Origin of the sequence: Methyloceanibacter methanicus, assembly GCF_001723285.1 — a bacterium.
Lineage (GTDB): Bacteria > Pseudomonadota > Alphaproteobacteria > Rhizobiales > Methyloligellaceae > Methyloceanibacter > Methyloceanibacter methanicus.
Window position 1 is genome coordinate 166,198 of sequence record NZ_LPWG01000002.1, and the last position, 22,760, is coordinate 188,957.

Consider the following 22,760-nt stretch of genomic DNA (forward strand, 5'->3'; position numbering starts at 1 on the left):
GGGGTGTGGCTTTCGGCCGCTCTACGGCACCAACACGACAACCGCCAGCGGGACGCGGCTCTCGGAGGCGATGTCGTCGGTCGACGTGCAGCCGATCCCCGGGCGCGTGGGGCAGAAGGTCCGCAACGAACTGATCTTCTCAAATACCGGCGGAGGCCATGCGGCCGCGCCGCGGTACAAGCTCAATGTCGTCTTGCGCGAGCAGGATATTCAGCAGCTTGTTCAGGTCACGGGTAACGCGCAAGGCCAAGTCTATCAGCTCCAGGCGACCTATACGCTCGTCGACACGGCGACCGGCAAGGTCCGCCACAAAGGGAAGGCCATCTCGCGGGCGCCCTACTCGCGATTCCAGGAAGTGTTCGCGAATGTCCGGGCCCGGTATAACGCGGAGGATCGCGCGGCCGAGACGATTTCCGAGAGTATCAAGAGTCAGATCGCAGCGTATCTTGCGACGACGTAGTCCGCCGCACAGCTGTTGCGGCATCCTGAAGGCGTGCGGGTGACGACACCCCCGTATCCGCCAAGCCACTTGCTTACCGAGACCCGGTTCGCCGTTACCCATGGTCGCCTACAAAGCCGCCGCCGTCCCGCGATTCCTCTCAGCGCCCGACCCCGCGTGCCGGGCCGTGCTCGTCTACGGCCCCGATGCGGGTCTGGTGTCCGAGCGCGCCACGGCCCTGACCCGGGTGTTCGCCGAGCGCCTGGGTGAGGGAAGCGAAGTGGTGCGGCTGGACGATCGCGATTTCGCAGACGACGCAGGCCGGCTCGAGGTCGAGCTTCGAACCCAATCCATGTTCGCCTCCGGCAAGGTTGTCCGCGCGCGCGCCGGGGCACGCCTCGACGCCGCCACGCTCAAGGCCGTGCTGGCCGAACCGAGCGACAATCCGCTCATCGTCGAGGCCGGGAATCTGCGTCCCGATTCCGCGTTGCGGAAGCTGTTCGAGAAGGCGCCGCATGCCGCGGCGCTGCCGTGCTATGCGGACGAGCGAACCCTCGCGGGCCTGATCGAGGACGAGCTCGCCAGGTGCGACCTCAGCATCGACCGGGACACCAAGGCCTATCTGATGGCGCGGCTCGGCGCCGATCAGGCGCTCTCGCGAGGCGAAGTGGCCAAGCTCGCCCTCTATGCGCAAGGCACGGGGCACGTAACCCATGACGACGTCGCGGCGATCGTCGGCGATGCATCGGAGATCGCGCTCGACAATTTCGTCTACGCGGTCAGTGCGGGCGATGCGCCCGGCGCGCTGCGCGAGTTGGGCCGGCTCGCCGCGTCCGGCACGGACCGGACCGCGGCCCTTTCGGCGCTTTCCCGCCACTTCACCAAGCTCTATGTCGTCGCCTCGCACCGGGGCGCGTTGGAGGACGGCGCCAAGAAGCTTCGGCCGCCCCTGCACTACAGCGCCGCGACATGTTTCTCAGCCATTGCCGCAAATGGGGCGCACGCAGATTGGCGACCGCCCTGCCCCTGATTCAGGAGGCCGTGCGGCGGACCCGCCGGTCGCCGGATCTCGGTGCGGCGTTCGGCGAGCGGCTCTTGTTGGCGCTTGCCTCAAAGGTTTGACGCCACGCGCCGGCGTTCTTATGCATAGGTCCCTTGCGGCCAGGAACGAACCACGGCCAGAGCGCCGCACGAGCAGAGGAACGCGCAATGGACCACCAGGCCGCAGCACAAGACCCCGAAACGTTCGACGCCGCAACAAGCTCTTCATGCTGCTGCAAGCGCGCGCGTTCCGCCGCGGGCGGGTGGTGCTCGCCTCGGGCAAGGAGAGCGATTTCTATTTCGACATGAAGCCGGCCATGCTGGATCCCGACGGCGCGGACCTGATGGCCGATCTCATTCTCCGTGAGCTCGAGGGCGTCGAGGCGGACGCCGTGGGCGGTCTCGAGATGGGTGCGGTTCCGTTGATCGCCCCGGTCGCGATGAGTCCCGGGCCTTTGGGCGCCACCTTCCGGGCTTCTTCGTCCGCAAGGCCGTCAAGGACCACGGCACCAAGAAGCGGGTCGACGGAAACGACATCGCGGGCAAGACCGTGGTGATCCTCGAGGACGTCACGACCACGGGCGGTTCGGCCATGGACGCGGTCAAAGCCGTCGAGGACGCGGGCGCCAAGGTGTCGCTCGTCATCTCGATCCTCGACCGGGGCGAGGGCGCCGCCGCGCTCTACGCGCAAGCGGGCGTGCCGTTCAAGTCCCTGTTCAAGGCCGAAGAGTTTCTCGGAGCTTAGTCCGAACAATAGTCTGTATGCGGCGTATTGCGTCCGTTGGCCACTATTCGAACTAGCGGCGGGGCATCCGCATCAGCCGTTCGCGCAAGTCTTCGAGCTGGTCGAAGTTCGTATAGCGAATGCGAAGCTCGCCGCGTTCGCCGCGCCCGCTCTTGATCTCGACCCGCAGCCCCAACGCCTCGTGCAACTCGGATTCGGCCGCGCGCGTGTTGGCGTCCTTAGCGGGCTTCGTCTTCGCCTTGCCGTTCGACTTCTGCTCCTGGGCCAGAGCCTCCACCTGACGCACCGTCAACCCCTCCTTGACGATGCGCAGCGCGAGCTGGGCGGCATCGTCCCGACCGATCAAGGCGCGCGCGTGGCCCGCGCTCAGATCGCCGTTGCGAACGAGGTCGCGGACGCTCTTCGGTAACTTCAGTAGACGGAGCGTATTGGCGAGGTGGCTGCGGCTCTTGCCGATCACCTTGGCGAGGTCTTCCTGGGTGTAGCCGTGGCCCTGCATCAGCGCCTGATAGCCCTCACCCTCTTCGATGGCGTTGAGGTCTTCGCGCTGAACGTTCTCGATGATGGCGATCTCGATCGCTTCCTGATCCGTCAGTGTACGGATGATAACCGGAACTTCATGGAGGTTGGCCCGCTGCGCCGCGCGCCAGCGCCGCTCGCCGGCGACGATCTCGTAGCTGTCACGGCCCTTGGGACGGACGACCAGGGGCTGCACTAGGCCGCGCTCGCGAATGGAGGCGGCGAGCTCGTCGAGTTGCGCGTCGGAAAAATCGCGTCGCGGGTTGTAGGAACTCGCCTTCACGCCGACAGGGGCACCGCCCGCTGCTCGTCGGACGTGACGCCCTCGTCCGCCTCGTCCCCGATCAGGGAGGCGAGGCTCCGGCCCAATCGCTTCTTCTGTGCGCTCACTGCCATGGTTCTGGTCTCCAATTCCGGGCGGCATAAGACCGCCGCCGCATCATGCCGCCTTGATCCGCCGCTCGCGCTCGATGACCTCCGAGGCGAGCTGGATATAGGCTTGGCTTCCCGTGCATTTGTAGTCGTAGAGAAGGACCGGTTTGCCGTGGGAGGGCGATTCGGCCACGCGGACATTGCGCGGGATCACAGTCGTGTAGACCTTCTCGCCGAGGACCGCCCGCACGTCTTCCACGACCTGGTCCGACAGGCTGGTCCGCTGGTCGTACATGGTCAGCACCACGCCATGAATGCGCAGCTTGGGATTGAGGCGCCCGCGAATCTCCTCGACCGTGCTCAAGAGCTGCGCCAGACCCTCCAATGCGAAAAACTCGCACTGCAACGGCACCAGGACCGCGTCGGCCGCCGCCAGGGCGTTCAAGGTCAGCAGGTTGAGCGAGGGCGGGCAGTCGATCAGCACGTAGGTCGTGCGTTCGTCGTCGCTCTCCCGAGCCGCCAGTTCGGCGAAGCAATCCCGCAAACGGTAGTGCTTCCCGCTGGCGTCGCCGACCTCGCGCTCGAACGACATCAGGTCGATGGTCGCCGGGACGATCGACAGCCGCGGCACATGGGTCGCGACCTTCGCGTCGACGATCGAGGCCGCGCCGGTGAGGACATCGAAGGTGGAAACCACGCGCTGTTCGATGCCGAGGCCGGTCGACGCATTGCCTTGCGGATCGAGATCCACGATCAGCACGCGTTCGCCGACCGCGGCGAGAGCCGTCCCGAGATTGATGGCCGTGGTGGTCTTGCCGACGCCGCCTTTCTGATTGGCCAGCGCCAAGACGCGCATGGTGGTCCGGCTCATGCGGGCCTCCGGCGCAAGTTCGTGATTTCGACGATCTGCGCGTTGTCCGCCGTGAGGCTGGGATGGCAGGTCACGTCGAAGGTCCACCCGGCTTTGGCGGCCTCGATCTCGGAATCTGTCTCGCGGCCTTTCAGGAAGAGCCCCCGGGTTTCGCCCCGCAGAAACGGCTCTGCGAGTTCCAAGAGACGGGGCAGCGGCGCAAGGGCGCGGGCGCTGACCACGTCCGGTCTAAGGCTTTGGGCGTTTTCGGCAAACTGTTCAATACGCATTGCGTGGATGTCCACAGGGGCCTCGATGGTCCGGGCCACGTGGCCGAGAAACGCGCATTTCTTCTGGTTCGATTCGACGAGATGCATGCGGAAGTCCGGATCGCCGCTTCTGAGAATGGCGACGACCAGCCCTGGGAAGCCGCCGCCCGAGCCTAGATCGAGCCAGAGTCGCGCCTTTGGCGCAAGAGCTGACAGTTGGGCCGAGTCGGCGAAATGGCGGCTCCAGACGTGCGGAAGCGTCGAAGGCGCCACGAGATTGGTTGTTTTCTGCCAGTGCTCCAGAAGGCTCCTGAAGGCCTCCAGCCTGTGGATTGTTTCATGTGAAACTTTAAAGGCTTCGGCGAACGACTCCGGATCGTGGACGAGGCGCGCCCGCTTACCGTCCGCACTCATGCGCTTTTCGCGCGCGCGCCCTTCTTGACGTGCGCGAGCAGCAGCATCAGGGCGGCCGGCGTCATGCCGTCGAGCCGCGCCGCCTGCCCAAGGCTCCCGGGCCGGTGGCGGGTCAGCTTCTGCCGAAGCTCGTTCGAGAGGCCCGGCAGCGCGTCGTAGGCGAAGTCCGGCGGGATCGGGATTGCCTCGTCCTTGCGGAAGGCCGCCACATCCAGCTCCTGCCGCGCGATGTAGACTGCATAGCGCGCATCGATGGCGAGCTGGGATGCGATGTCCCGGTCCAATGCGCCGATCTCGGGCCAAATTTGCGACAGGCGCGCCATATCCACGTCCGGGTAGCTCAGCAGATCGAAGGCGCTGCGCTTGCGGCCGTCCCGGTTGATCGCGAGCCCCGCTTTCGCGGCCTCGTTGGGCGTCAGCGTCAGGTCGCGGAGGAGCGCGGCGCCCGCCGCCAGCCGCGCGGCTTTCGCCTCGAAGCGCCGGCGCCGTTCTGTGCCCACGCAGCCAGCCGCGATCCCCAGCGGCGTCAGCCTCTGGTCCGCATTGTCCGCCCGCAACATGAGCCGGTACTCCGCACGGGACGTGAACATGCGATAGGGCTCGGTGACGCCGCGCGTCACCAGATCGTCGATCATCACCCCGAGATAGCCGTCGGCCCGCGTCCGCGAAGCGCTCCCCGGTGCCCGAGGCGCACTTCGCCGCGTGCCCCGCGATGAGCCCTTGGCGCCCGCTTCCTCGTAGCCGGTCGTGCCGTTGATCTGACCGGCGAGGAACAACCCCGCCACGGCCTTCGTCTCGAGGCTCGGATGAAGTTCGCGCGGGTCCACGTAGTCGTATTCGATCGCGTAGCCCGGACGTTTCACGTGAACATTCTCCAGGCCGGCGATGGTCTTGAGGAACGCGTGCTGCACGTCCTCGGGCAGCGACGTCGAAATCCCGTTGGGATAGACCGTGTCGTCGTCGAGGCCCTCCGGCTCCAGAAAGATCTGGTGGCTCGCCCGGTCCTTGAAGCGCACGACCTTGTCCTCGATCGAGGGACAGTAGCGCGGGCCGACACTCTCGATTGCACCGGAGTACATCGGCGCGCGCGACAGGTTCGCCTCGATGATTCTATGAGTCTCTTCAGACGTATAGGTGATGTGGCAGGGCACCTGCGGCGTCGCGATCGTGTCGGTCAGAAAGGAGAACGGGACCGGCGGCGTATCCCCCGGCTGTTCCTGCAGCCGGGCCCAATCGATGGTCTTGCCGTCGAGGCGCGGCGGCGTCCCGGTCTTCAACCGGCCCATGCGAAGGCCGAGCCCGTAGAGGCGCTCCGACAGTCCAAGGGCAGGGGCCTCGCCCATGCGCCCGGCGGGGATGCGCGTCTCGCCAATATGGATCAGGCCGCGCAGGAACGTGCCCGTGGTGAGGACCACCGCTCCGGCCAAGAGACGGCGCCCGTCGCCGGTCACGATACCCGCAACCCGGTTTGCCTCAACGATCAGATCCTCGGCCGCGGCCTCGACCACATCCAGATTGTCCGTGCCCGTGATCGCCGCTTGCATGGCCCGGCGGTAGAGCTTCCGGTCCGCTTGCGCCCTGGGACCCTGAACGGCTGGCCCTTTGCTCTTGTTGAGGACCCGGAACTGGATCCCGGCCGCATCGGCCACGCGCCCCATCAAACCGTCCAGCGCATCGATCTCGCGCACGAGATGGCCCTTGCCGAGACCGCCAATGGCCGGGTTGCAGGACATTTCGCCGATGGAGGCCGCATTGTGCGTCACCAGCGCCGTGCGTGCGCCGAGGCGCGCGGCTGCGGCCGCCGCTTCGCAGCCGGCATGGCCGCCGCCAATGACGACGACGTCGTAGGGCTTCTCGGTTCGCGTTTCGCTCATGGGCGCTAATTAGTCGCTCCGCCGCCTGCCGTCAAAGCCGCACCAAACCCATGTTTCACGTGAATCAATCGGCCCGCGATCTCCGGCGACGTTTCACGTGAATCAATTTAGGCCCATGCGGCCCCGAACCCGCTATTTGCCGATGCAGAACTCGGAGAAAATCGCCCCGAGAATATCCTCCACATCGATCCGGCCCGTGAGGCGACCCAGATGGTGCGCGGCGCTGCGCAATTCCTCGGCCCGAAGCTCTGCGTCGAGATCAGGGTTAACAAACCGTTTCAGAGCGTCCCGAACTGACACAAGTTCGACCCTGTGCCGTGTCCGCGTGATGGGGGACGCTGCCCGCTCCTCGATACCCGCCCCGGCACGCCGGCCAAGCTCGGCGACGAGCCGCTCGAACCCCTCTCCCGTCTTGGCCGAAACAACGATGCCGGACGGCGGTTCCGGCACCGCGCCACGCTGCGGCAGCAGATCCGCCTTGTTGGTCACCGAAACGATCGGCACGTCCCCAAACCGCCCCAACGGCGCCGGCATGGGATCGGCGGCATCGGAAATCCAAAGCACAAGGTCCGCCGATTGCGCCCGCAAGACGGCGCGCCGCATGCCCTCCGCCTCGACCCGCCCGCCGCCCTCACGCAAACCGGCGGTGTCCGCGACGATGACGGGCACGCCGCCAACATCGAGGTGCACTTCGATCACGTCCCGGGTCGTGCCGGCTTCCTCGGACACGATGGCCACGTCGCGCTTGGCGAGCGCGTTCAGGATGGACGACTTGCCCGCATTGGGCGGACCGGCAATCGCAACCCGGAAACCGTCGCGCAGCCGTTCGCCGCTACGGTCGGCGAGGTGCGTTTCGACGCTGCCCAGCAACGGCGCGACGACATCGGCGGCCTGACGCGCCGCATCGGCGGCGACATCGGCCTCATCGGAAAAGTCGAGCCCGGCTTCCATCAGGCTCTGGGCCTTCAGGAGTTCGCCGCGCCAGCCTTCGTACAACCGACGAAGACCGCCTTCGGCCTGGGCCAGGGCTTGGACCCGCTGGGCCTCCGTCTCAGCACTGACTAGATCCGCAAGCCCTTCGACCTCCGTGAGGATCAAGCTTCCCGTTCTCGAGGCCCGGCGCGCGAATTCGCCGGGCTCGGCGAGCCGCGTCCCCCGGACCGCCAGCACCGCCTCGACCACCGCCTGCACGACCGCCCTGCCGCCATGGACCTGCAGCTCGGCCATATCCTCGCCGGTGAAGCTCGCCGGACCCGGAAACCACAGCACCAGCCCACGGTCGATGTCGCCGATCTTGCGCACGGCTCCTTCACGTGGAACAGGCAGTGTTCCAATGAGGTTCTCCAGTACCGCACGCGTCGACGGACCTGAAATCCGCACGACCGCGACGGCAGCAACGCCGGCGCCGGACGCCAGCGCAATGATCGTGTCGCCGGCGCGCGACGCCGGCTCCGTGCGCGACTCGTGATGCAAGGGGCTATGGTTCATAGTCTATCGTACCTGGAGCGGCGGAAAAATCGGAAGGCAGGATGAGCGAACACAGCGGCAACCAACTCGGCCAGGAAACCAGCCCCTATCTCCGCCAACACAAGGACAATCCCGTGCATTGGCGCCCGTGGGGTCCGGAGGCCTTCGCCGAGGCCAAGCGAACCGGCAAGCCCGTCCTTCTGTCCGTGGGCTATGCCGCCTGCCATTGGTGCCATGTGATGGCCCATGAGAGCTTCGAGGATCCCGCCACCGCCGCGGTGATGAACGACCTGTTCGTCAACATCAAGGTCGACCGCGAAGAGCGGCCGGACGTGGATTCCATCTATATGAACGCGCTCCACCTGATCGGCGAGCAGGGCGGCTGGCCGCTGACCATGTTCCTCACCCCCGACGCGGAACCTTTCTGGGGCGGGACCTATTTCCCGAAAGAGCCGCGCTACGGGCGCCCGGCCTTCGTCGACGTCCTGCGCACCGTGTCCCACACCTTCCACGAAGCGCCGCAAAAGGTCCGCAGCAACGCGGACGCCCTCAGCGCGCGCCTGAAACCCGCCCATCCCAAAGGCGAGACGGTCCCGCTCACCGAGGCCACGCTCCAAGACTGGACCCGGCGCTTCCTTCAGGCCGTGGATCCCTCAACGGGCGGCATGCGCGGGGCACCCAAATTTCCGCAAACCCAGTTCTTCGCGCTGCTCTGGCGCGCGGGCCTCCGCTACGGCACCGAGAGCCTGCGCGAGGCCGTGGACCTGACCCTCACCCATATCTGCCAGGGCGGCATCTACGACCATGTCGGCGGCGGCTTCGCCCGTTACAGCGTCGACGAACAATGGCTCGTCCCGCATTTCGAGAAGATGCTCTACGACAACGCACTCCTCGTCGATCTCATGACCGAAGTCTGGCGCGAGACCAAATCGCCCCTCTACGCACGCCGGATCGAGGAGACCGTCGGATGGCTGTTGCGGGAGATGGTCGCCCAAGGCGGCGCCTTCGCGGCCTCCCTCGATGCGGACTCAGAAGGCGAAGAGGGCAAGTTCTATGTCTGGGATTTCGACGAGGTAAAAGCCCTCCTTGGAAAGGATGACATCAACTTCTTTGCCGACATCTACGACATCACGCCGCCCGGCAATTTCGAAGGCAAGAACATTCCCAATCGTCTGTATGCGGTCGCCCTTCGCGACGATGCAACCGAGGCGCGGCTCTCGGCGATGCTTGCGAAAATGCTCGAATGCCGCTCCCTCCGTATACGTCCTGGTTTCGACGATAAAATCCTCGCCGATTGGAACGGGTTGATGATCGCGGCGCTCGCCAACGCGGCGACCGCCTTCGACAAGCCCGAATGGCTCGCCGCCGCGGAAGCCGCTTTCGATTTCATCCTTATGCGGATGAGTCTGGCCACACGGCTGATTCACTCCTATCGCGACGGGCCTGGCAACGCCCCGGCAACGGCAAGCGACTATGCCAACATGATCCGCGCCGCACTCGCACTCGCCAACGCCACCAACAACCCCGAATATGTGGAACAGGCCTGCGCCTGGACCCATGTGCTCGACACCCACTATTGGGCGGAAGACCTTGGCGGCTATCACCTCTCCGCGGACGACACAAACGACATCCTCGTGCGCCCCTTGAGCGGCAACGACGATGCCACGCCGAACGCCAACGCCATGATGGTTTCGAACCTCGTGGCGCTATCCGCCTGGACGGGGAATAGTGCGTATACGGACCGTGCGGAAAAGATCATCGAGGCGTTCGGCCCCGCCATCACCGCGAACCCGGTCGGCCATGCGGGGTTGCTAGGCGCCGCGCTCGACCTGCTCGCGCCGGCGCTGATCGTGTTGATGGTGCCGGAAGGCGAAGACCCGACGGCGATGCGCGCGGCCTTGGCCGACGTCTCTCTGCCCAACGTGGTCGTCGACGAGGTCTGGGCCGACGAGACGCTGCCGTCCTCTTCGCCCGCGTCCGGCAAGACCGTCATCGACGGCGCGACGACCGCTTACGTCTGCATCGGCCCGCAATGCTCCTTACCCGTGACCGAGCCGGAGAAACTCGTAGACACGATCAAGACCGCGCGGCAGGTGACGGTGGCCTAGTTCTCCGACGACGGTCTCCCTGGCTTCGTCTTCAGGTGCCCACCGGTCAGCGGCCTTCGACCAAGGGCAGCATCGTGAGGCCTCATCTCTCATCCTTCGAGGCTCGCTGCGCTCGCACCTCAGGATGACGGCTCGCGTCCGCGGCTTGCCGCCACGCCGCTTTGCAAGCACCTGAAGCGTGGCCCAATTGCCATCTGCTAGAGCGATCTTCTTCGCTCGGCTCCAGCCTTTGATCTGCCTCTCGGCCGATATGGCATCCGTGATTCGATCGAAATGCTCCGACCAAACGAGAACCACTGGCCTCCGGCTTTTCGTGTAACCGGGATAGCTCCGGTTTGATGTTCGGCAATGCGCCGATCAAGGTCATCGCCGGACGCGCTGCCGACGTAGAACGACCTATCCGCGCACCGCAGCATGTACACGTAACAGCCCATTCGCACATTCGGCCTTCATCCTGAGGTGGCCGCCGGTGGGCGGCCCTCGAAGGATGGCCTCAACGCGGACCTCGTGTCATCCTTCGAGGCTCGCTCCGCTCGTGCCTCGGCATGACGACGACACGAGCGTCAGGACGATGGTCGTTTCCGCGCGAGGACGACGATTGGCCGGCCGCAGCCCAAAGCCGCTACGTATTCATCGAGTCGAAGAATTCGGCGTTGTTCTTGGTCTGCTTCAGCTTGTCGACCAGGAACTCGATCGCATCCATGGTGCCCATGGGGTTCAGGATGCGGCGGAGCACGTACATCTTCTTGAGCTGATCGCGATCCACCAGCAGCTCCTCTTTCCGGGTGCCGGAGCGGGCGATGTCGATGGCCGGGAACACGCGCTTGTCGGCGACCTTCCGGTCGAGCACGACTTCGGAGTTACCGGTGCCCTTGAACTCTTCGAAGATGACTTCGTCCATGCGGCTGCCCGTATCGATCAAGGCCGTGGCGATGATCGTGAGCGAGCCGCCTTCCTCGATATTGCGCGCCGCGCCGAAGAAGCGCTTCGGTCGCTGGAGCGCGTTCGCGTCCACGCCGCCGGTCAGCACCTTGCCGGAGGAGGGCACCACCGTGTTGTAGGCCCGGCCCAGCCGCGTGATCGAATCCAGGAGGATCACCACGTCGCGGCCATGCTCCACCAGGCGCTTGGCCTTCTCGATGACCATCTCGGCGACCTGCACGTGGCGGGAGGCCGGCTCGTCGAAGGTGGAGGACACGACCTCGCCGCGCACCGAGCGCTGCATGTCGGTCACTTCCTCGGGGCGCTCGTCGATCAGGAGCACGATCAGATAGCACTCCGGATGATTGGCCGTGATCGAGTGGGCGATGTTCTGGAGGATGATCGTCTTGCCGGTTCGCGGCTGCGCCACGATGAGGCCGCGCTGGCCCTTGCCGATCGGTGCGACGATGTCGATGACCCGGCCGGTATAGTCCTTCTTGGTCGGGTCCTCGGTCTCCATCTCGAGCCGCTCGTCCGGATAGAGGGGCGTCAGATTGTCGAAATGGATCTTGTGGCGCTGCTTCTCCGGGTCGTCGAAATTGATCGTGTTGACCTTGAGAAGCGCGAAATAGCGCTCGCCCTCCTTGGGGCTTCTGATCTGGCCCTCGACCGTGTCGCCGGTCCGAAGACCAAAGCGCCGGATCTGGGAGGGCGAGACGTAGATGTCGTCGGGACCGGCCAGATAGTTCGAATCCGGCGATCGCAGGAAGCCGAAACCATCCTGCAAGACCTCGACCACGCCCTGGCCTGTAATATCCACCTCGCGGGCGGCAAGTTGTTTCAGGATCGCGAACATCAACTCCTGCTTACGCATGGCGTTCGCGTTTTCGACTTCGACCTCCTCGGCGAAGCTCAAGAGCTCCGTCGGCGATTTGGCCTTCAAATCCTGCAGCTTCATTTCCTGCATGCGCTGCTAAACTCCAATGGGGAAAGTGTTGTTTCGGTTTCCGCGCGCATCGACGCACGGGATCTGAGAGATAAGGAAAGGGATGATCTTTGGCGGGAGAGCGGTGGGACCGCCCTTGCCAGTCCGCATCGAATGTCGGACCGGAACCTATGTCTTGGACTGGTTTTGAGTCGTCTTATAGCAGAGCCTGCGCCCGCGCGGAATAGATTTGCCGGAAAACCCGCATAAATTTTGAGTGGGACACGATTCGGTCCCCACGAACCGCCTAGAAGGGTTTCACCACAGCCAGAATGACGATCGCGATCATCAGCAACGTCGGCACTTCATTGGCGATCCGGTAGAACCGCTGGCTGTGCGCGTTCCGGTCTTCCGCGAACTCCCGGGTCCATTTCGACAGAAACCCGGTGAAGCCGGACAGGACCACGACCAGAACCAGTTTGGCGTGGAACCAGCCCGCATGGGCCCAATCCACCACCTGAAACGCGAGAATGAGTCCGAAGACCCAGCTCGCGATCATGGCCGGCGTGACGATCGCCTTCAGAAGACGCCGCTCCATGACTTTGAACGTCTCGGACTGCGTCGAGCCCGTCTCGGCGTCCGTGTGATAGACGAACAGCCGCGGCAGGTAGAGGACACCCGCCATCCAGGCAATCACCGAGATGATGTGAAACGCCTTGATGTAGAGAAAAACCATATGTTTTTCAAACCTTTAACAAGCGTTCGCGCCCTTCATCAGGCGCACCAGCCGCTCCACATGCTCGATCGGCGTCTCGGGTAGAATGCCATGTCCCAGGTTGAAGACGAACGGACCGGGGGCGAGCTTCTCCAGGATCCGCCGCACCCGCGCGTCCAGGGCCGGTCCGCCGGCAGCCAGCAGCACCGGATCGAGATTGCCCTGCACCGGCACCAACGTCTGCAGCTCGGACCGGATCCAGTCCAAGGGCAGGCTCGTGTCGCATCCCAGGGCATCGACGCCGGTCTCGCCGGCATAGCGCACCGCCGACGGTCCCGCACCGCGCGGAAACCCGATGACGGGAATTCCGGGCGCTTCCCGCTTCACCCGCGCGACGATCTCTTTCGTCGGCGCGATGCACCACTGGGCGAAGGCATCTTCGGGAAGGCTGCCCGACCAGCTGTCGAAGATCTGAAGGGCGCGGCATCCCGCCTTCACCTGGCCCAGAAGGTAGGCCGTGGACGTCTCCACAAGCAGATCGATGAGCGCCTGGAACAGGGAGGGGTCCGAATAGGCCAGCGCCCGTGCGCCCGCCTGATCCTTGCTGCCCGCACCTTCGACCATATAGGTCGCAACGGTCCAGGGCGCCCCGCAGAAGCCGATCAGCGGAACCCGATGCGGAAGCTCGGCCACCACACGCTCCACGGTCTCGTAGACCGGAGAGAGCTTCTCACCGGCCTTCGCGGGGTCGAGCCGTGCCAGCCCTTCTGCATCGCCAATGGGATCGAGCTTGGGGCCTTCCCCCTCCAGGAACGCCACCGGCTGACCCAAGGCAAAAGGCACGATGAGAATGTCCGAGAACACAATCGAAGCGTCGAAATCGAACCGGCGCAGAGGTTGGAGCGTCACTTCCGCCGCAAGCTTGGGTGTCAGGCAAAGATCCAGGAAGGACGGGACAGTCTTCCGCACCTCCCGGTACTCGGGCAGATAGCGGCCCGCCTGACGCATGAGCCATAGGGGCGGAGGCGAACAGGGCTCGCCGTTCAAAACGGTCAGCAGGGGAGCGTCGGAATGAGACATGCGCCTCTCTAAAACTAATAAGAAGAGTCTTTAAAAGGATTTCTGTTGTTTTTGTTATGCCGTGGATAGCGGACATTCAAATCCATCACCACTGTTTCAACAGGCTCGCCCGATGCGGACCTGACGGTTTGGCGATAATCTGAAGCCACTGTGATCAGGCACCCTTGATAGTTTCGATAAGGGCCTGATGCAGCGTCGGTTTTAACGCCAACAGCGAACTTGAGAAGGCTTGAAGGCGTTGTGGATTTGGGGCCTTCTGAGCTGGGGATGAAAAAGGCTATTGTCTCCCTTGCTCATAAAGTCTGTCACGATCTCGACACAGACGAATCTGTGAAGAACGCGGCGGACGATTTTCCCGACAGCGGGGAGAGGGCCGGCAGGCCGTCGTGTTGCTCCTGTCGCCTGCCCCAGTTATCCAATGGTCGTACAATGGATATCCAACAGCGCACCTTCCATCTGCATATGATCTCGGACGCGACGGGCGAGACGCTCGTCACCATCGCGCGCGCCGTCGGCGTGCAATACGCGGCCGCCCGGGCGATCGAGCATTTGCATCCGCTCGTGCGCAGCGGCCGCGAGCTGGACCGGGTGCTGAAAGAGGTCGAGGCGGCGCCAGGCATCGTGCTCTACACGCTTTTCAATCGTGAGATGGCCGAAGAGCTGGAGCAGGCCTGCAAGCGGCTCAATGTTCCATACGTCGCACCGCTGATGAACGTGCTTCAGGTGTTCGAGTCCTATTTGGGCATGGCGTCGACGCCGACGGTCGGCGGTCAGCACCAGCTCGACGCGGACTATTATCGCCGCATCGAGGCGTTGAACTTCACCATGATGCACGACGATGGCCATCTACCGGACAGGTTGGACGACGCCGACATCATCTTGCTCGGCATCAGCCGCACGTCGAAGACGCCCACGGCCATTTATCTCGCCAATCGCGGGTTCAAGACGGCCAACGTTCCCCTCGTGCCTGGGGTGCCCGTCCCGCCACAGCTCGAGCAGGACACGACGGCGTTCGTCGTGGCCCTTGTGGCGAGCCCGGAGCGCATTTCGCAAGTGCGCCACAACCGGGTCATCGAGCAGGCCCACGGTCATTTGGACGACTACGTGGATCGTGACGCCATCGCTGCCGAGATTGCCCAGACGCGGCAGCTCTGCGCGCGCCGGGGCTGGCCCATCATCGATGTGACGCGCCGCTCCATCGAGGAAACGGCCGCGGCGATCATCCGGCTCTATGACGATCGTGACGCCCCGGCCCTCGATTCATGACCGATTTCCTCCAAGAGGGCCGTCCGCCTTTGATTCTGGCTTCGGCGAGTCCCGCACGCCGCAAGCTCCTGGAAAGCACTGGGCTGACATTCACCACGAAGGCCGCCGATCTGGACGAGGCGGCGATGCGCACGGCCTTGGGGCTGGACGGGACTGTCGATCCGAGCGACGTGGCCGAGGTCCTCGCGCGCGCCAAGGCCGAAGCGGTCAGCGGACAGTCGGGCGGGGCGTTTGTGATCGGCGCGGATCAGGTCATGTGTGCCGGGAGAGTGACCTACGGAAAGCGCCGATCTGTCGACGAAGCCCGGGCGCGGCTGCTCGACCTCAGCGGCAAGAGCCATCAACTCCATACTGCGATTGCCATTGCCACCGGCGGGGCCACGATCTGGGCCTACACCGACGTGGCGACGCTGACCATGCGTCGGTTCTCGCCGGAATTCGTCGGGCGCTATCTGGCCGCGGCGGGTGAGGCCGTGCTCGGCTCCGTCGGCGCGTATCAAATCGAATCGCTGGGCATCCAGCTTTTCGAGAAGATCGACGGCGATTTCTTCTCGATCCTCGGCCTGCCGCTGCTTCCGCTTCTCGATGCGCTCCGGCGCCAAGGTGCGATCGAGGAATGACGCGATCGAGGGATGACGCGACCATGAGCAAGGCTCCGCGCGCGTGCGTGATCGGCTGGCCGGTGGAGCATTCGCGCTCGCCGGCGATCCACGGGTACTGGCTCCGGCAGTACGGCATCGACGGGGCCTATGAGAAGGAGGCGGTGCCGCCGGAGGATTTCGCCGCGTTCGTGAGCGACCTCTCCGCCCACGGCTATGTGGGCGCGAACGTCACTCTGCCTCATAAGGAGGCCGCGTTGCGCGCGGCCGCATCGGCGGACGCGGCCGCTGAGGCGATCGGCGCGGCGAACACGCTTTGGCTCGATGCAAATGGTGCTCTCCAGGCCAGCAATACGGACGCCTATGGATTCATGACCAATCTCTATGCGGGCGCCCCCCGATGGCGCGAGACCTGCGACGTGGCCATGGTGCTGGGCGCGGGCGGTGCCGCCCGGGCGGTTCTCTACGGGCTGATCGAAGCCGGCGTTTCGCGCATTCTGTTGACAAACCGGACGGTCGCGAAAGCGGAGACGCTCGCCCGTGAATTCGGGGCACCCGTCGAGGTGTTGCCCTGGGAGAGCAAGGAGTCGGCCCTGTCCGCGTGCGGGCTCCTGGTCAATACGACGAGCCTTGGCATGACGGGTCAGCCACCGCTCGACATCATGGTGGAAGCGCTTCCCCAGAGCGCGGTGGTGACAGACATCGTCTACGTGCCGCTCGAGACGGCGCTGCTGGCGGCGGCCCGCAGACGCGGCCTCGCCGCGATTGATGGGCTCGGCATGCTTTTGCACCAAGCCGTCCCCGGCTTTGAACGCTGGTTCGGCCTCCGCCCCGAGGTGACGCCGGATTTGCGCGCCCATGTGGTCGCCACCTTGGGAGGGGGCTGATGCTGGTGATCGGTCTCACGGGCGGCATCGGCATGGGAAAGAGCTCCGCCGCTGCGCATTTCAAAGAGCACGGGGTGCCCGTGTTCGATGCGGACGCCTATGTGCACAAGCTCTACGAGGGCGAGGCCGTGCCGCTGATCGAGGCCGCGTTCCCGGGCACGACCCGCGCCGGCCGCGTCGACCGGGGGCTTCTGGCCCGGGAGGTCGCCGGCCGGCCGGAGCGCCTGAAGGCGCTCGAGGCGATCGTCCATCCCCTGGTGACGCAGGCCGAGATCGACTTTCTTTGCGCGCAGGAAGAGCGCGGCGCGGCCATGGCGGTGCTCGAGATCCCGCTTCTGTTCGAAACGGGCGCGGAGACCCGCGTCGATGTTACGGTCACGGTCAGCGCGCCGGAGGAGGTGCAGCACCGGCGCGTCCTGGAGCGCGAGGGCATGACACTCCAAAAGTTCGAGGCGCTGCGGGCGCGGCAGCTCGGCGATGCGGAGCGGCGGGCGCGTGCTGATCACGTGCTGGAAAGCGGGTCGACCTTGGAAAACCTCCATGGGCAGCTCGATGCGCTGATCGAATCGCTTAAACTGAAGGACGGGCGCGTCATGGAGCGTTTGCGCGGATCGCGCTCTTAGCCAAGCGGAGATCATCTGGACGTTGCGTGAGATCATTCTCGATACGGAAACGACGGGCCTCGACCCTAAGGAAGGCCATCGCGTGGTCGAAATCGGCTGTGTGGAACTGGTGAACGCCATTCCCACGGGCCGGACCTGGCACTGCTACCTGAACCCCGAGCGCGACGTGCCCGAGCAGGCGTTTGCCGTGCATGGCTTGTCCACGGACTTCCTGTCGACCAAGCCGCGTTTCGCCGACAAGGCGGACGAGTTCCTTGAATTCGTCGAAAGCGCCATGCTCGTCATTCACAATGCCAAATTCGATTTCGGCTTCCTGAACGCCGAACTCGAATGGGCGTTCAAGCCACTTCTGACCTGGGACAGGATTGTGGATACGCTGGCGCTCGCGCGGCGGCGGCATCCGGGGGCGCCGGCGAGCCTCGATGCGCTTTGCCGCCGCTACGGCATCGACATCAGCGAGCGCGATCTGCACGGCGCGCTTCTGGACTGCCGGCTGCTCGCCTCCGTCTATGTGGAGCTGGTCGGCGGGAAACAGGCGCGGCTGGAACTTGCCGGGAACGGAACGCAGCGGATCGATCGTCGGGGAATGGCCGCCGCAGTCACCCCGCGCGCGACGCCGCTGGCCGCGCGGCTGACATCGGACGAGCGTGACGCGCACCGCGCGTTCGTGGCGACGTTGGGTAAGGACGCGCTCTGGCGCCGTTACGAGTGATCTGAGCGTCCGCCTTAGTTCGGGGGCCCTTTGGGGGTCTCGTCGCCCTTGGCCAGATTTTGCGCGTAGAGACGGCCGAAATCGATCGGATCGAGCATCAGAGGCGGGAAGCCGCCGTCGCGCACGACATCGGCGATGACACGCCGGACGAACGGGAACAGCAGGGGTGGGCAATCCACGAACAGGACCGGCTGAAGCATGTTTTCCGGGACGTTCTTGATCCGGAACAGCGCGCCGTAATCCAGCTCGACATTGTAGATCACGCCGTCGTCGCTCTTGGCGTGGGCCTCGAGATGCACCACCGCCTCGTAGATATCTTCGCCGCGCGGGCCGGCATTGACGTTGACGCCGACCTTAAGCTGCGGGTTCTGCCCGGGTCCCTGAAGCGTCTGCGGCGCGCCGGGACTTTCGAAGGAGAGATCCTTCACATATTGCGCGAGCACGTTGAGCTGCGCCTGGCTGCCGGCACCGCCGGCCGGCCCGTCGCCGTTGGTCCCCTTTGGGCTGTTCTCGTCGTCGTTGTCCGCCATAAGATCCTCCCTCGGCGCAAGCTGCGCCCGCTGGCTAGCATGGGATACGAGCGGCGCGCAATTCAGCATTCCGCATTCATGGACCTGAAAGGGCCCTGCGCGCCCTTTGGGGTTGGCGTCGCTGACGGGAATGACGTAAGTTGACCGTGAAACGTGGCCATTTGGACCTGAAAAATGTGCCGCGGCGGATTGCGACCGCTAGAAAACCTCTAGGCACGAAACAATATTGACCTCAGAGCAGTCCGCATTGAACCGGATTCGATCCGGAATTGGATGGCCGTGCGATCATGAGTGAAGCTTTCGACATCTATACATTGCTGTTTCTGGTTCTCGCGGTGGTGATCTTCATCCGGCTGCGCAGCGTCCTCGGACGCCGGACCGGCAACGAGCGGCAGCCATACGACCCCTATTCGGCCCCGGAGTCCAAGCCAGGCGCGCCGGAGGGCACCGTTGTGGCTCTGCCGCGCGGCCGTGCGGCCGATGTGCCGGCCGGCGACGCCGCAGGGCCCACGGCGGAGGACATCGAGGAGCGCCTGGAGCGTTTCGCCAAGGCGGACAGCCCGCTTGGCAAGTCGCTCACCGCGCTCATCAAGGCCGATCCGGGCTTCGACCCGACGCAGTTTCTGGACGGGGCAAAGATGGCCTACGAGATGATCGTGGCGGCGTTTGCCGAAGGCGACGAGAAGACACTGCGCCAGCTTCTCGGCGACGACGTCCTGGACGGCTTTGCGCGCGCGATCGGCGAGCGCGACCAGCGCGGCGAGACCCAGCACACGACCCTGGTCGGCATCGACAAGGCGGATATCATCGAGGCCGAACTCAAGGACAAGCAGGCCTTCGTCACGGTCAAATTCGTAAGCGAGTTGATCTCGGTGACGCGCGATGCGGGCGGCGACGTCGTCGACGGCGACCCCAAGAAGGTGCGCGAAGTCACCGACATCTGGACCTTCTCGCGCGACATGTCTTCACGCAATCCGAACTGGAAGCTCGTGGCCACCGAGGCGGCGAACTAGCCGCCGTCCTTGTCGGGCTCCGTCTATTCGACACGCCGTTCCTTTTCCGCCCTCGACGGGTGGGGGGACGACGATCACGCAGCGGCGCTGCAGGCCTTGCGGAACTCCAAGCCTCAGGCGGGCGACGCGCAGCGCTTCGCGGATCCCCGGGGTTCCGGCGAGGCGGCGGATCGCGCGCCCGCGCGCGCCTTCTTTGAATCCCGGTTCGAACCGTTCGCCGCACCGGCCGGAACGCCCGGCTTCGTCACGGGCTATTACGAGCCGGAGCTACGTGGGTCCCGCACCAAGACGCCGCACTATGCGGTACCGGTCTACGGACGCCCTGGGGATCTCGTCACCACGATCGGCGAGACGGAGCGCGCGGCTCATAACGAGGCGGTCACCGGATTTCGTCAGCGCCGGATGGTCTCGTGCCCTATTTCACGCGTGCCCAGATCGAGGCTGGTGCGCTGGATGGGCAAGGCCTCGAAATCCTGCACACGGACGATCCTGTCGAACTGTTCTTCATGCAGGTGCAGGGCTCGGGGCTTGTGCATCTCGACGACGGAAGCACTGCGCGGTTGACCTATGCGGGCAAGAACGGTCATCCGTATACGTCCATTGCGCGGGTTCTGGTCGATTCCGGGGTGCTTGCGGCAGACGACATCGACATGGACGCCGTGAAAGCCTGGCTTCGGGAAGACCCGATGCGTGGCAGGGCGCTCATGCAGAAGAACGAGTCCTATGTGTTCTTTTCCGTACTTTCGACTGAGGACGCCGCGCAAGGTCCGCGCGGGGCGGACGGCGTGCCCCTCAGCGCCGGCCGGAGCCTCGCCGTCGACCCCGCCTATATCCCTCTTGGGTCGCCCGTGTTCGTCACGGTGCCGGATCTCGCGGATGAGAACGGCGCCGCCCCCTTCCGTCGGCTGATGATCGCCCAGGACGTGGGGTCGGCCATACGGGGTCCGCAGCGCGGCGACATCTTCTTCGGCACGGGCGCGGCCGCCGGCACGATCGCGGGGCGCACCCGCTTCGCCGCGCAGTTCCACGTCTTGATGCGGAAGCGTTAAGGCGCTTTGCGCTAGTGTGATCGCATGGCCCAGAACAAGTCGGACAACCGCAAGTCAGACAACCGCAAGTCGGGCAAAGGGAAATCAGGTCAAGGCAAGCCCGGGAAAGCGGACGGCGACCGCGCGCGCCTCGAAGACGACGCGGCGCTTTGGGCGCGGGTCGCCGAGACGGCCGCGCCGCTGACCAAGAAGAACCGGTTCATCGACCTGGAGATGCCGCTCTCGCCGCCCAAGCCCAAACAGAGACCGCGTGCCGGAAAACTGGCGCCCCCGGCAGACGCCGCGCTGGCGCCGTCGGGGGAGCGGGCACCGCAAGCCAAGATCACGGTCAAGACGGTCCCGTCGCCGAAATCCGGCCTCGACCGGCAGACGGCCCGCAAGCTCGACAAGGGCCATCTCGCGATCGACGCACGCATCGACCTGCACGGCATGCGCCAGCGGGAGGCGCACAGCGCTTTGCGGAAATTCCTGCATTGGGCGCGGGCCAAGGACTACCGCCACGTCCTGGTCATCACCGGGAAGGGGTCGCTCCGGGCCGAGGGCCGAAGCTTCTACGACGAGGAGGCGCGCGGCGTGCTACGCCAGACGGTGCCGCATTGGCTCTCCCACGGAGACCTGGCGCCGCTGATTGTCAGCTTCTCCGAAGCCCGCGCCGGCTCGGCGGCGGAGGGGCGCTGTATGTGCGGTTGCGGCGTTCCAAGACGGCGCGCTGACCGTCCTATCGTTCTGGTTGCATGGGCGCGGCTGTGATCCTAGGCTGTGCGCGAAAGCGGGGAACACAGGCTTTGCCAGGTTCTGGTGAGGGAGTCCTCGTCGTGTCCCGTCGAACCCTCAGTCACCGATTTGCAATACCCGCCGCTCTTGTGCTGCTCGGGCTGTCACTTGCCGTCGCGCAACCCGCCATGGGCCAGGCCCCGGGCGTGACCGAGAACAGCTTCACGGCGGAGGTGATCGAGGCCTCCAGGCAGAAGCCGGTATTCGTCAATCTCTACGCGGTTTGGTGCGGTCCCTGCCGACCGCTCTTTCCGGTGCTCGATACGGTTGCCGACGAATACAGCGGCCGCGCGAAACTCGTCAGCGTCGATGTCGACGAAAACCCCCGTACGGTCAACGCGATGCTCGAGTTGCTCGATGAGGAAGAGATCAAGAGACCGCCCAACATGCAGATTCCGGCGGTGATCGCGTTTCGCGACGGCAAGCCGACCGGTCTCATGATTGGTGGGCAGACCAAGATCGAGGCGGTTCGAGAGTTCTTCGCCAAGAACGACGGGTCGTGAGCGGTCGCCGGTCGAGGAGACGAGAGATGTTCCGATACACGATTCTCGGAACCGTTCTGATGGCTGGATTCGTGGCCGCAGTCTGGGGGGATGCCGGGGCCAATCCGGCGTGCCGCGGCAAGCAGGAGGCCTGCGCCGCGCTCACCCTCAGCGAGGACGGCTGCAAGCTCACCAACAACGCCGACCGTGAGATGCAAGTCCTCGTCTTCCTGAAGAGTGGCGGCTTTTCGAGCTACACGATCCCTCCGGGGCAAACCCGCAAGGCCTACGCGGCCGATGGCTGTCTGGACCCGGCCAAGACTCTCGCGAACTATCAGGTTGTCCTGTCGCTGCCTCCCCTCGGCGGCGGCCGCGAAAAAACGGGACCAAACTGTACGGGCGATTCCTGCCATACGGTCACTCTGACCAAGAAGGACGGATGCTACTGGCTGCAAAGCCGGGCGGGGGAGCCCGTCGTCGTGGCGGTCAAGATCGGCGGAAAGTCCAAAAGCTATGGGCTCGAGGCCGCGGCGCTCACGCCGTCCCCAGGCCACGACCGTTACGCAGGCGAGCACGGCAAGAAATACGATCCGCTCATGCAGGCCGACTACGGCACGTTCTCGGTGAAGATCGGGGGACCCAAGGGCTGCATCGCGGACAAGAACAAGATCGACACCTATGCCGCCAATGCGGCAGAGGACGGCACTGCGGTCGCCGGCATCGCCAATCTTCTTTCGACGTCTGCCGCGGGGGCCGAGGAGGCCGCCGCGCCGGAAAAGCCGAAGGGCAAGGCCAAGCACTCGCCGATGCGCCCGTGCAGCGGCAATGCCTGCGACGTTCTCTTCGCCGAACGTGGACGGCTGGAACAGTGCAAGATCCTGAACGGCGGCCAGCGGCCCATCAAAGTCCGCGTGACCCAACGTAGTGGAGGCGACTGGACGTTTCGCTCAGTGGCACCGGGGGTCGAGACCAGGATGAGCACGCCGCTGGGATGCGTCGCCGTCGACGACATCGCCAGCTTCGAGGCGAACTATGTGAAGTGAGGCGGACAGATTGCGGGAGGGCGGCGATGCCTGGGATCGAATC

The 22,760-nt window shown here is 65.0% G+C and carries 22 protein-coding genes and 3 pseudogenes; 15 read left to right on the forward strand and 10 right to left on the reverse strand.

Annotated features, from left to right (window positions below):
- Positions 1 to 70: 70 nt before the first annotated feature.
- From AUC68_RS01370 to pyrE, 3 genes and pseudogenes are all read left to right on the forward strand, one after another.
- A complete protein-coding gene (locus tag AUC68_RS01370; RefSeq protein ID WP_158008195.1) occupies positions 71 to 460 on the forward strand; it encodes an LPS assembly lipoprotein LptE in 390 nt (129 codons plus the stop codon).
- 100 nt (positions 461 to 560) lie between these two features.
- Positions 561 to 1,469 (forward strand): DNA polymerase III subunit delta, encoded by a 909-nt coding sequence (gene holA, locus AUC68_RS01375; protein WP_083240284.1) that lies wholly within the window; start codon positions 561 to 563, stop codon positions 1,467 to 1,469.
- 238 nt (positions 1,470 to 1,707) lie between these two features.
- Positions 1,708 to 2,225, forward strand: a pseudogene (gene pyrE, locus AUC68_RS01380) (orotate phosphoribosyltransferase).
- Positions 2,226 to 2,277: 52 nt separating this feature from the next.
- Here pyrE and AUC68_RS01385 read toward each other — a convergent pair.
- The 5 genes from AUC68_RS01385 to mnmE form a co-directional block, all read right to left on the reverse strand.
- Complete coding sequence (locus AUC68_RS01385; RefSeq protein ID WP_342027242.1) at positions 2,278 to 3,027, reverse strand: ParB/RepB/Spo0J family partition protein; 750 nt, start codon at positions 3,025 to 3,027, stop codon at positions 2,278 to 2,280.
- Between the two features lie 156 nt (positions 3,028 to 3,183).
- Positions 3,184 to 3,987, reverse strand: a complete 804-nt coding sequence (locus tag AUC68_RS01390; protein WP_069436003.1) for a ParA family protein — start codon at positions 3,985 to 3,987, stop codon at positions 3,184 to 3,186.
- Positions 3,984 to 4,649, reverse strand: a complete 666-nt coding sequence (gene rsmG, locus AUC68_RS01395) for a 16S rRNA (guanine(527)-N(7))-methyltransferase RsmG (protein WP_069436004.1) — start codon at positions 4,647 to 4,649, stop codon at positions 3,984 to 3,986. The genes AUC68_RS01390 and rsmG overlap by 4 nt, the downstream gene beginning before the upstream one ends.
- The gene (gene mnmG, locus AUC68_RS01400; protein ID WP_069436005.1) at positions 4,646 to 6,523 is read right to left on the reverse strand and encodes a tRNA uridine-5-carboxymethylaminomethyl(34) synthesis enzyme MnmG; all 1,878 of its coding nucleotides are present in this window, start codon (positions 6,521 to 6,523) and stop codon (positions 4,646 to 4,648) included. Before mnmG ends, rsmG begins: the two co-directional genes overlap by 4 nt.
- Positions 6,524 to 6,655: 132 nt before the next feature.
- Entirely contained in the window at positions 6,656 to 8,011 is a 1,356-nt protein-coding gene (gene mnmE / locus AUC68_RS01405; protein ID WP_069436006.1) for a tRNA uridine-5-carboxymethylaminomethyl(34) synthesis GTPase MnmE, read from the reverse strand.
- A 41-nt stretch (positions 8,012 to 8,052) separates the two neighbouring features.
- On the opposite strand from mnmE, the gene AUC68_RS01410 reads away from it, so the two are divergent.
- Positions 8,053 to 10,098 carry a thioredoxin domain-containing protein gene (locus tag AUC68_RS01410; protein WP_069436007.1) on the forward strand — a complete coding sequence of 682 codons (2,046 nt, stop codon included), beginning with the start codon at positions 8,053 to 8,055 and terminating at the stop codon, positions 10,096 to 10,098.
- Positions 10,099 to 10,242: 144 nt separating this feature from the next.
- Here the strand turns inward: AUC68_RS01410 and AUC68_RS17305 are convergent.
- The 4 genes and pseudogenes from AUC68_RS17305 to hemE form a co-directional block, all read right to left on the reverse strand.
- A pseudogene (locus AUC68_RS17305) lies at positions 10,243 to 10,532 on the reverse strand (GIY-YIG nuclease family protein); the annotation flags it as partial.
- Positions 10,533 to 10,720: 188 nt separating this feature from the next.
- The gene (gene rho / locus AUC68_RS01415) at positions 10,721 to 11,986 is read right to left on the reverse strand and encodes a transcription termination factor Rho (protein ID WP_069436008.1); all 1,266 of its coding nucleotides are present in this window, start codon (positions 11,984 to 11,986) and stop codon (positions 10,721 to 10,723) included.
- 265 nt (positions 11,987 to 12,251) lie between these two features.
- A complete protein-coding gene (hemJ, locus tag AUC68_RS01420; protein ID WP_069436009.1) occupies positions 12,252 to 12,680 on the reverse strand; it encodes a protoporphyrinogen oxidase HemJ in 429 nt (142 codons plus the stop codon).
- 15 nt (positions 12,681 to 12,695) lie between these two features.
- Positions 12,696 to 13,739 carry a uroporphyrinogen decarboxylase gene (hemE, locus tag AUC68_RS01425; protein WP_069436010.1) on the reverse strand — a complete coding sequence of 348 codons (1,044 nt, stop codon included), beginning with the start codon at positions 13,737 to 13,739 and terminating at the stop codon, positions 12,696 to 12,698.
- Between the two features lie 429 nt (positions 13,740 to 14,168).
- On the opposite strand from hemE, the gene AUC68_RS01430 reads away from it, so the two are divergent.
- Genes AUC68_RS01430 through dnaQ form a run of 5 tightly spaced genes read left to right on the forward strand, consistent with a single transcriptional unit; the run spans position 14,169 to position 17,826 of the window.
- Positions 14,169 to 15,005, forward strand: a complete 837-nt coding sequence (locus AUC68_RS01430; RefSeq protein WP_069436011.1) for a pyruvate, water dikinase regulatory protein — start codon at positions 14,169 to 14,171, stop codon at positions 15,003 to 15,005.
- Positions 15,002 to 15,625 (forward strand): Maf family nucleotide pyrophosphatase, encoded by a 624-nt coding sequence (locus AUC68_RS01435; RefSeq protein ID WP_069436012.1) that lies wholly within the window; start codon positions 15,002 to 15,004, stop codon positions 15,623 to 15,625. Before AUC68_RS01430 ends, AUC68_RS01435 begins: the two co-directional genes overlap by 4 nt.
- A 23-nt stretch (positions 15,626 to 15,648) precedes the next feature.
- Positions 15,649 to 16,491 (forward strand): shikimate dehydrogenase, encoded by an 843-nt coding sequence (locus AUC68_RS01440; protein WP_069436013.1) that lies wholly within the window; start codon positions 15,649 to 15,651, stop codon positions 16,489 to 16,491.
- Positions 16,491 to 17,114, forward strand: a complete 624-nt coding sequence (gene coaE / locus AUC68_RS01445) for a dephospho-CoA kinase (RefSeq protein WP_069436014.1) — start codon at positions 16,491 to 16,493, stop codon at positions 17,112 to 17,114. Before AUC68_RS01440 ends, coaE begins: the two co-directional genes overlap by 1 nt.
- A gap of 22 nt (positions 17,115 to 17,136) precedes the next feature.
- The gene (gene dnaQ / locus AUC68_RS01450; protein WP_069436015.1) at positions 17,137 to 17,826 is read left to right on the forward strand and encodes a DNA polymerase III subunit epsilon; all 690 of its coding nucleotides are present in this window, start codon (positions 17,137 to 17,139) and stop codon (positions 17,824 to 17,826) included.
- A 14-nt stretch (positions 17,827 to 17,840) separates the two neighbouring features.
- Here dnaQ and secB read toward each other — a convergent pair whose 3' ends face one another.
- Positions 17,841 to 18,356: a protein-export chaperone SecB gene (secB, locus tag AUC68_RS01455; RefSeq protein ID WP_069436016.1), complete on the reverse strand. Its 516-nt coding sequence runs from the start codon at positions 18,354 to 18,356 to the stop codon at positions 17,841 to 17,843.
- A 287-nt stretch (positions 18,357 to 18,643) separates the two neighbouring features.
- On the opposite strand from secB, the gene AUC68_RS01460 reads away from it, so the two are divergent.
- The 6 genes and pseudogenes from AUC68_RS01460 (at position 18,644) to AUC68_RS01480 (ending at position 22,717) form a co-directional block, all read left to right on the forward strand.
- On the forward strand, positions 18,644 to 19,369 hold the full coding sequence (locus AUC68_RS01460; RefSeq protein WP_069436105.1) for a Tim44/TimA family putative adaptor protein: 726 nt from the start codon (positions 18,644 to 18,646) through the stop codon (positions 19,367 to 19,369).
- A gap of 96 nt (positions 19,370 to 19,465) precedes the next feature.
- Positions 19,466 to 19,693 (forward strand): annotated as a pseudogene (locus AUC68_RS18505) (MltA domain-containing protein); the annotation flags it as partial.
- A gap of 86 nt (positions 19,694 to 19,779) precedes the next feature.
- Positions 19,780 to 20,418 (forward strand): MltA domain-containing protein, encoded by a 639-nt coding sequence (locus tag AUC68_RS18040; protein WP_083240286.1) that lies wholly within the window; start codon positions 19,780 to 19,782, stop codon positions 20,416 to 20,418.
- Between the two features lie 24 nt (positions 20,419 to 20,442).
- Positions 20,443 to 21,168, forward strand: coding sequence for a Smr/MutS family protein (locus AUC68_RS01470; RefSeq protein ID WP_083240287.1), 726 nt, complete (start codon positions 20,443 to 20,445; stop codon positions 21,166 to 21,168).
- A gap of 65 nt (positions 21,169 to 21,233) precedes the next feature.
- A complete protein-coding gene (locus AUC68_RS01475; protein WP_158008196.1) occupies positions 21,234 to 21,695 on the forward strand; it encodes a thioredoxin family protein in 462 nt (153 codons plus the stop codon).
- A gap of 26 nt (positions 21,696 to 21,721) precedes the next feature.
- Positions 21,722 to 22,717, forward strand: a complete 996-nt coding sequence (locus AUC68_RS01480; protein WP_069436017.1) for a hypothetical protein — start codon at positions 21,722 to 21,724, stop codon at positions 22,715 to 22,717.
- Positions 22,718 to 22,760 lie beyond the last annotated feature (43 nt).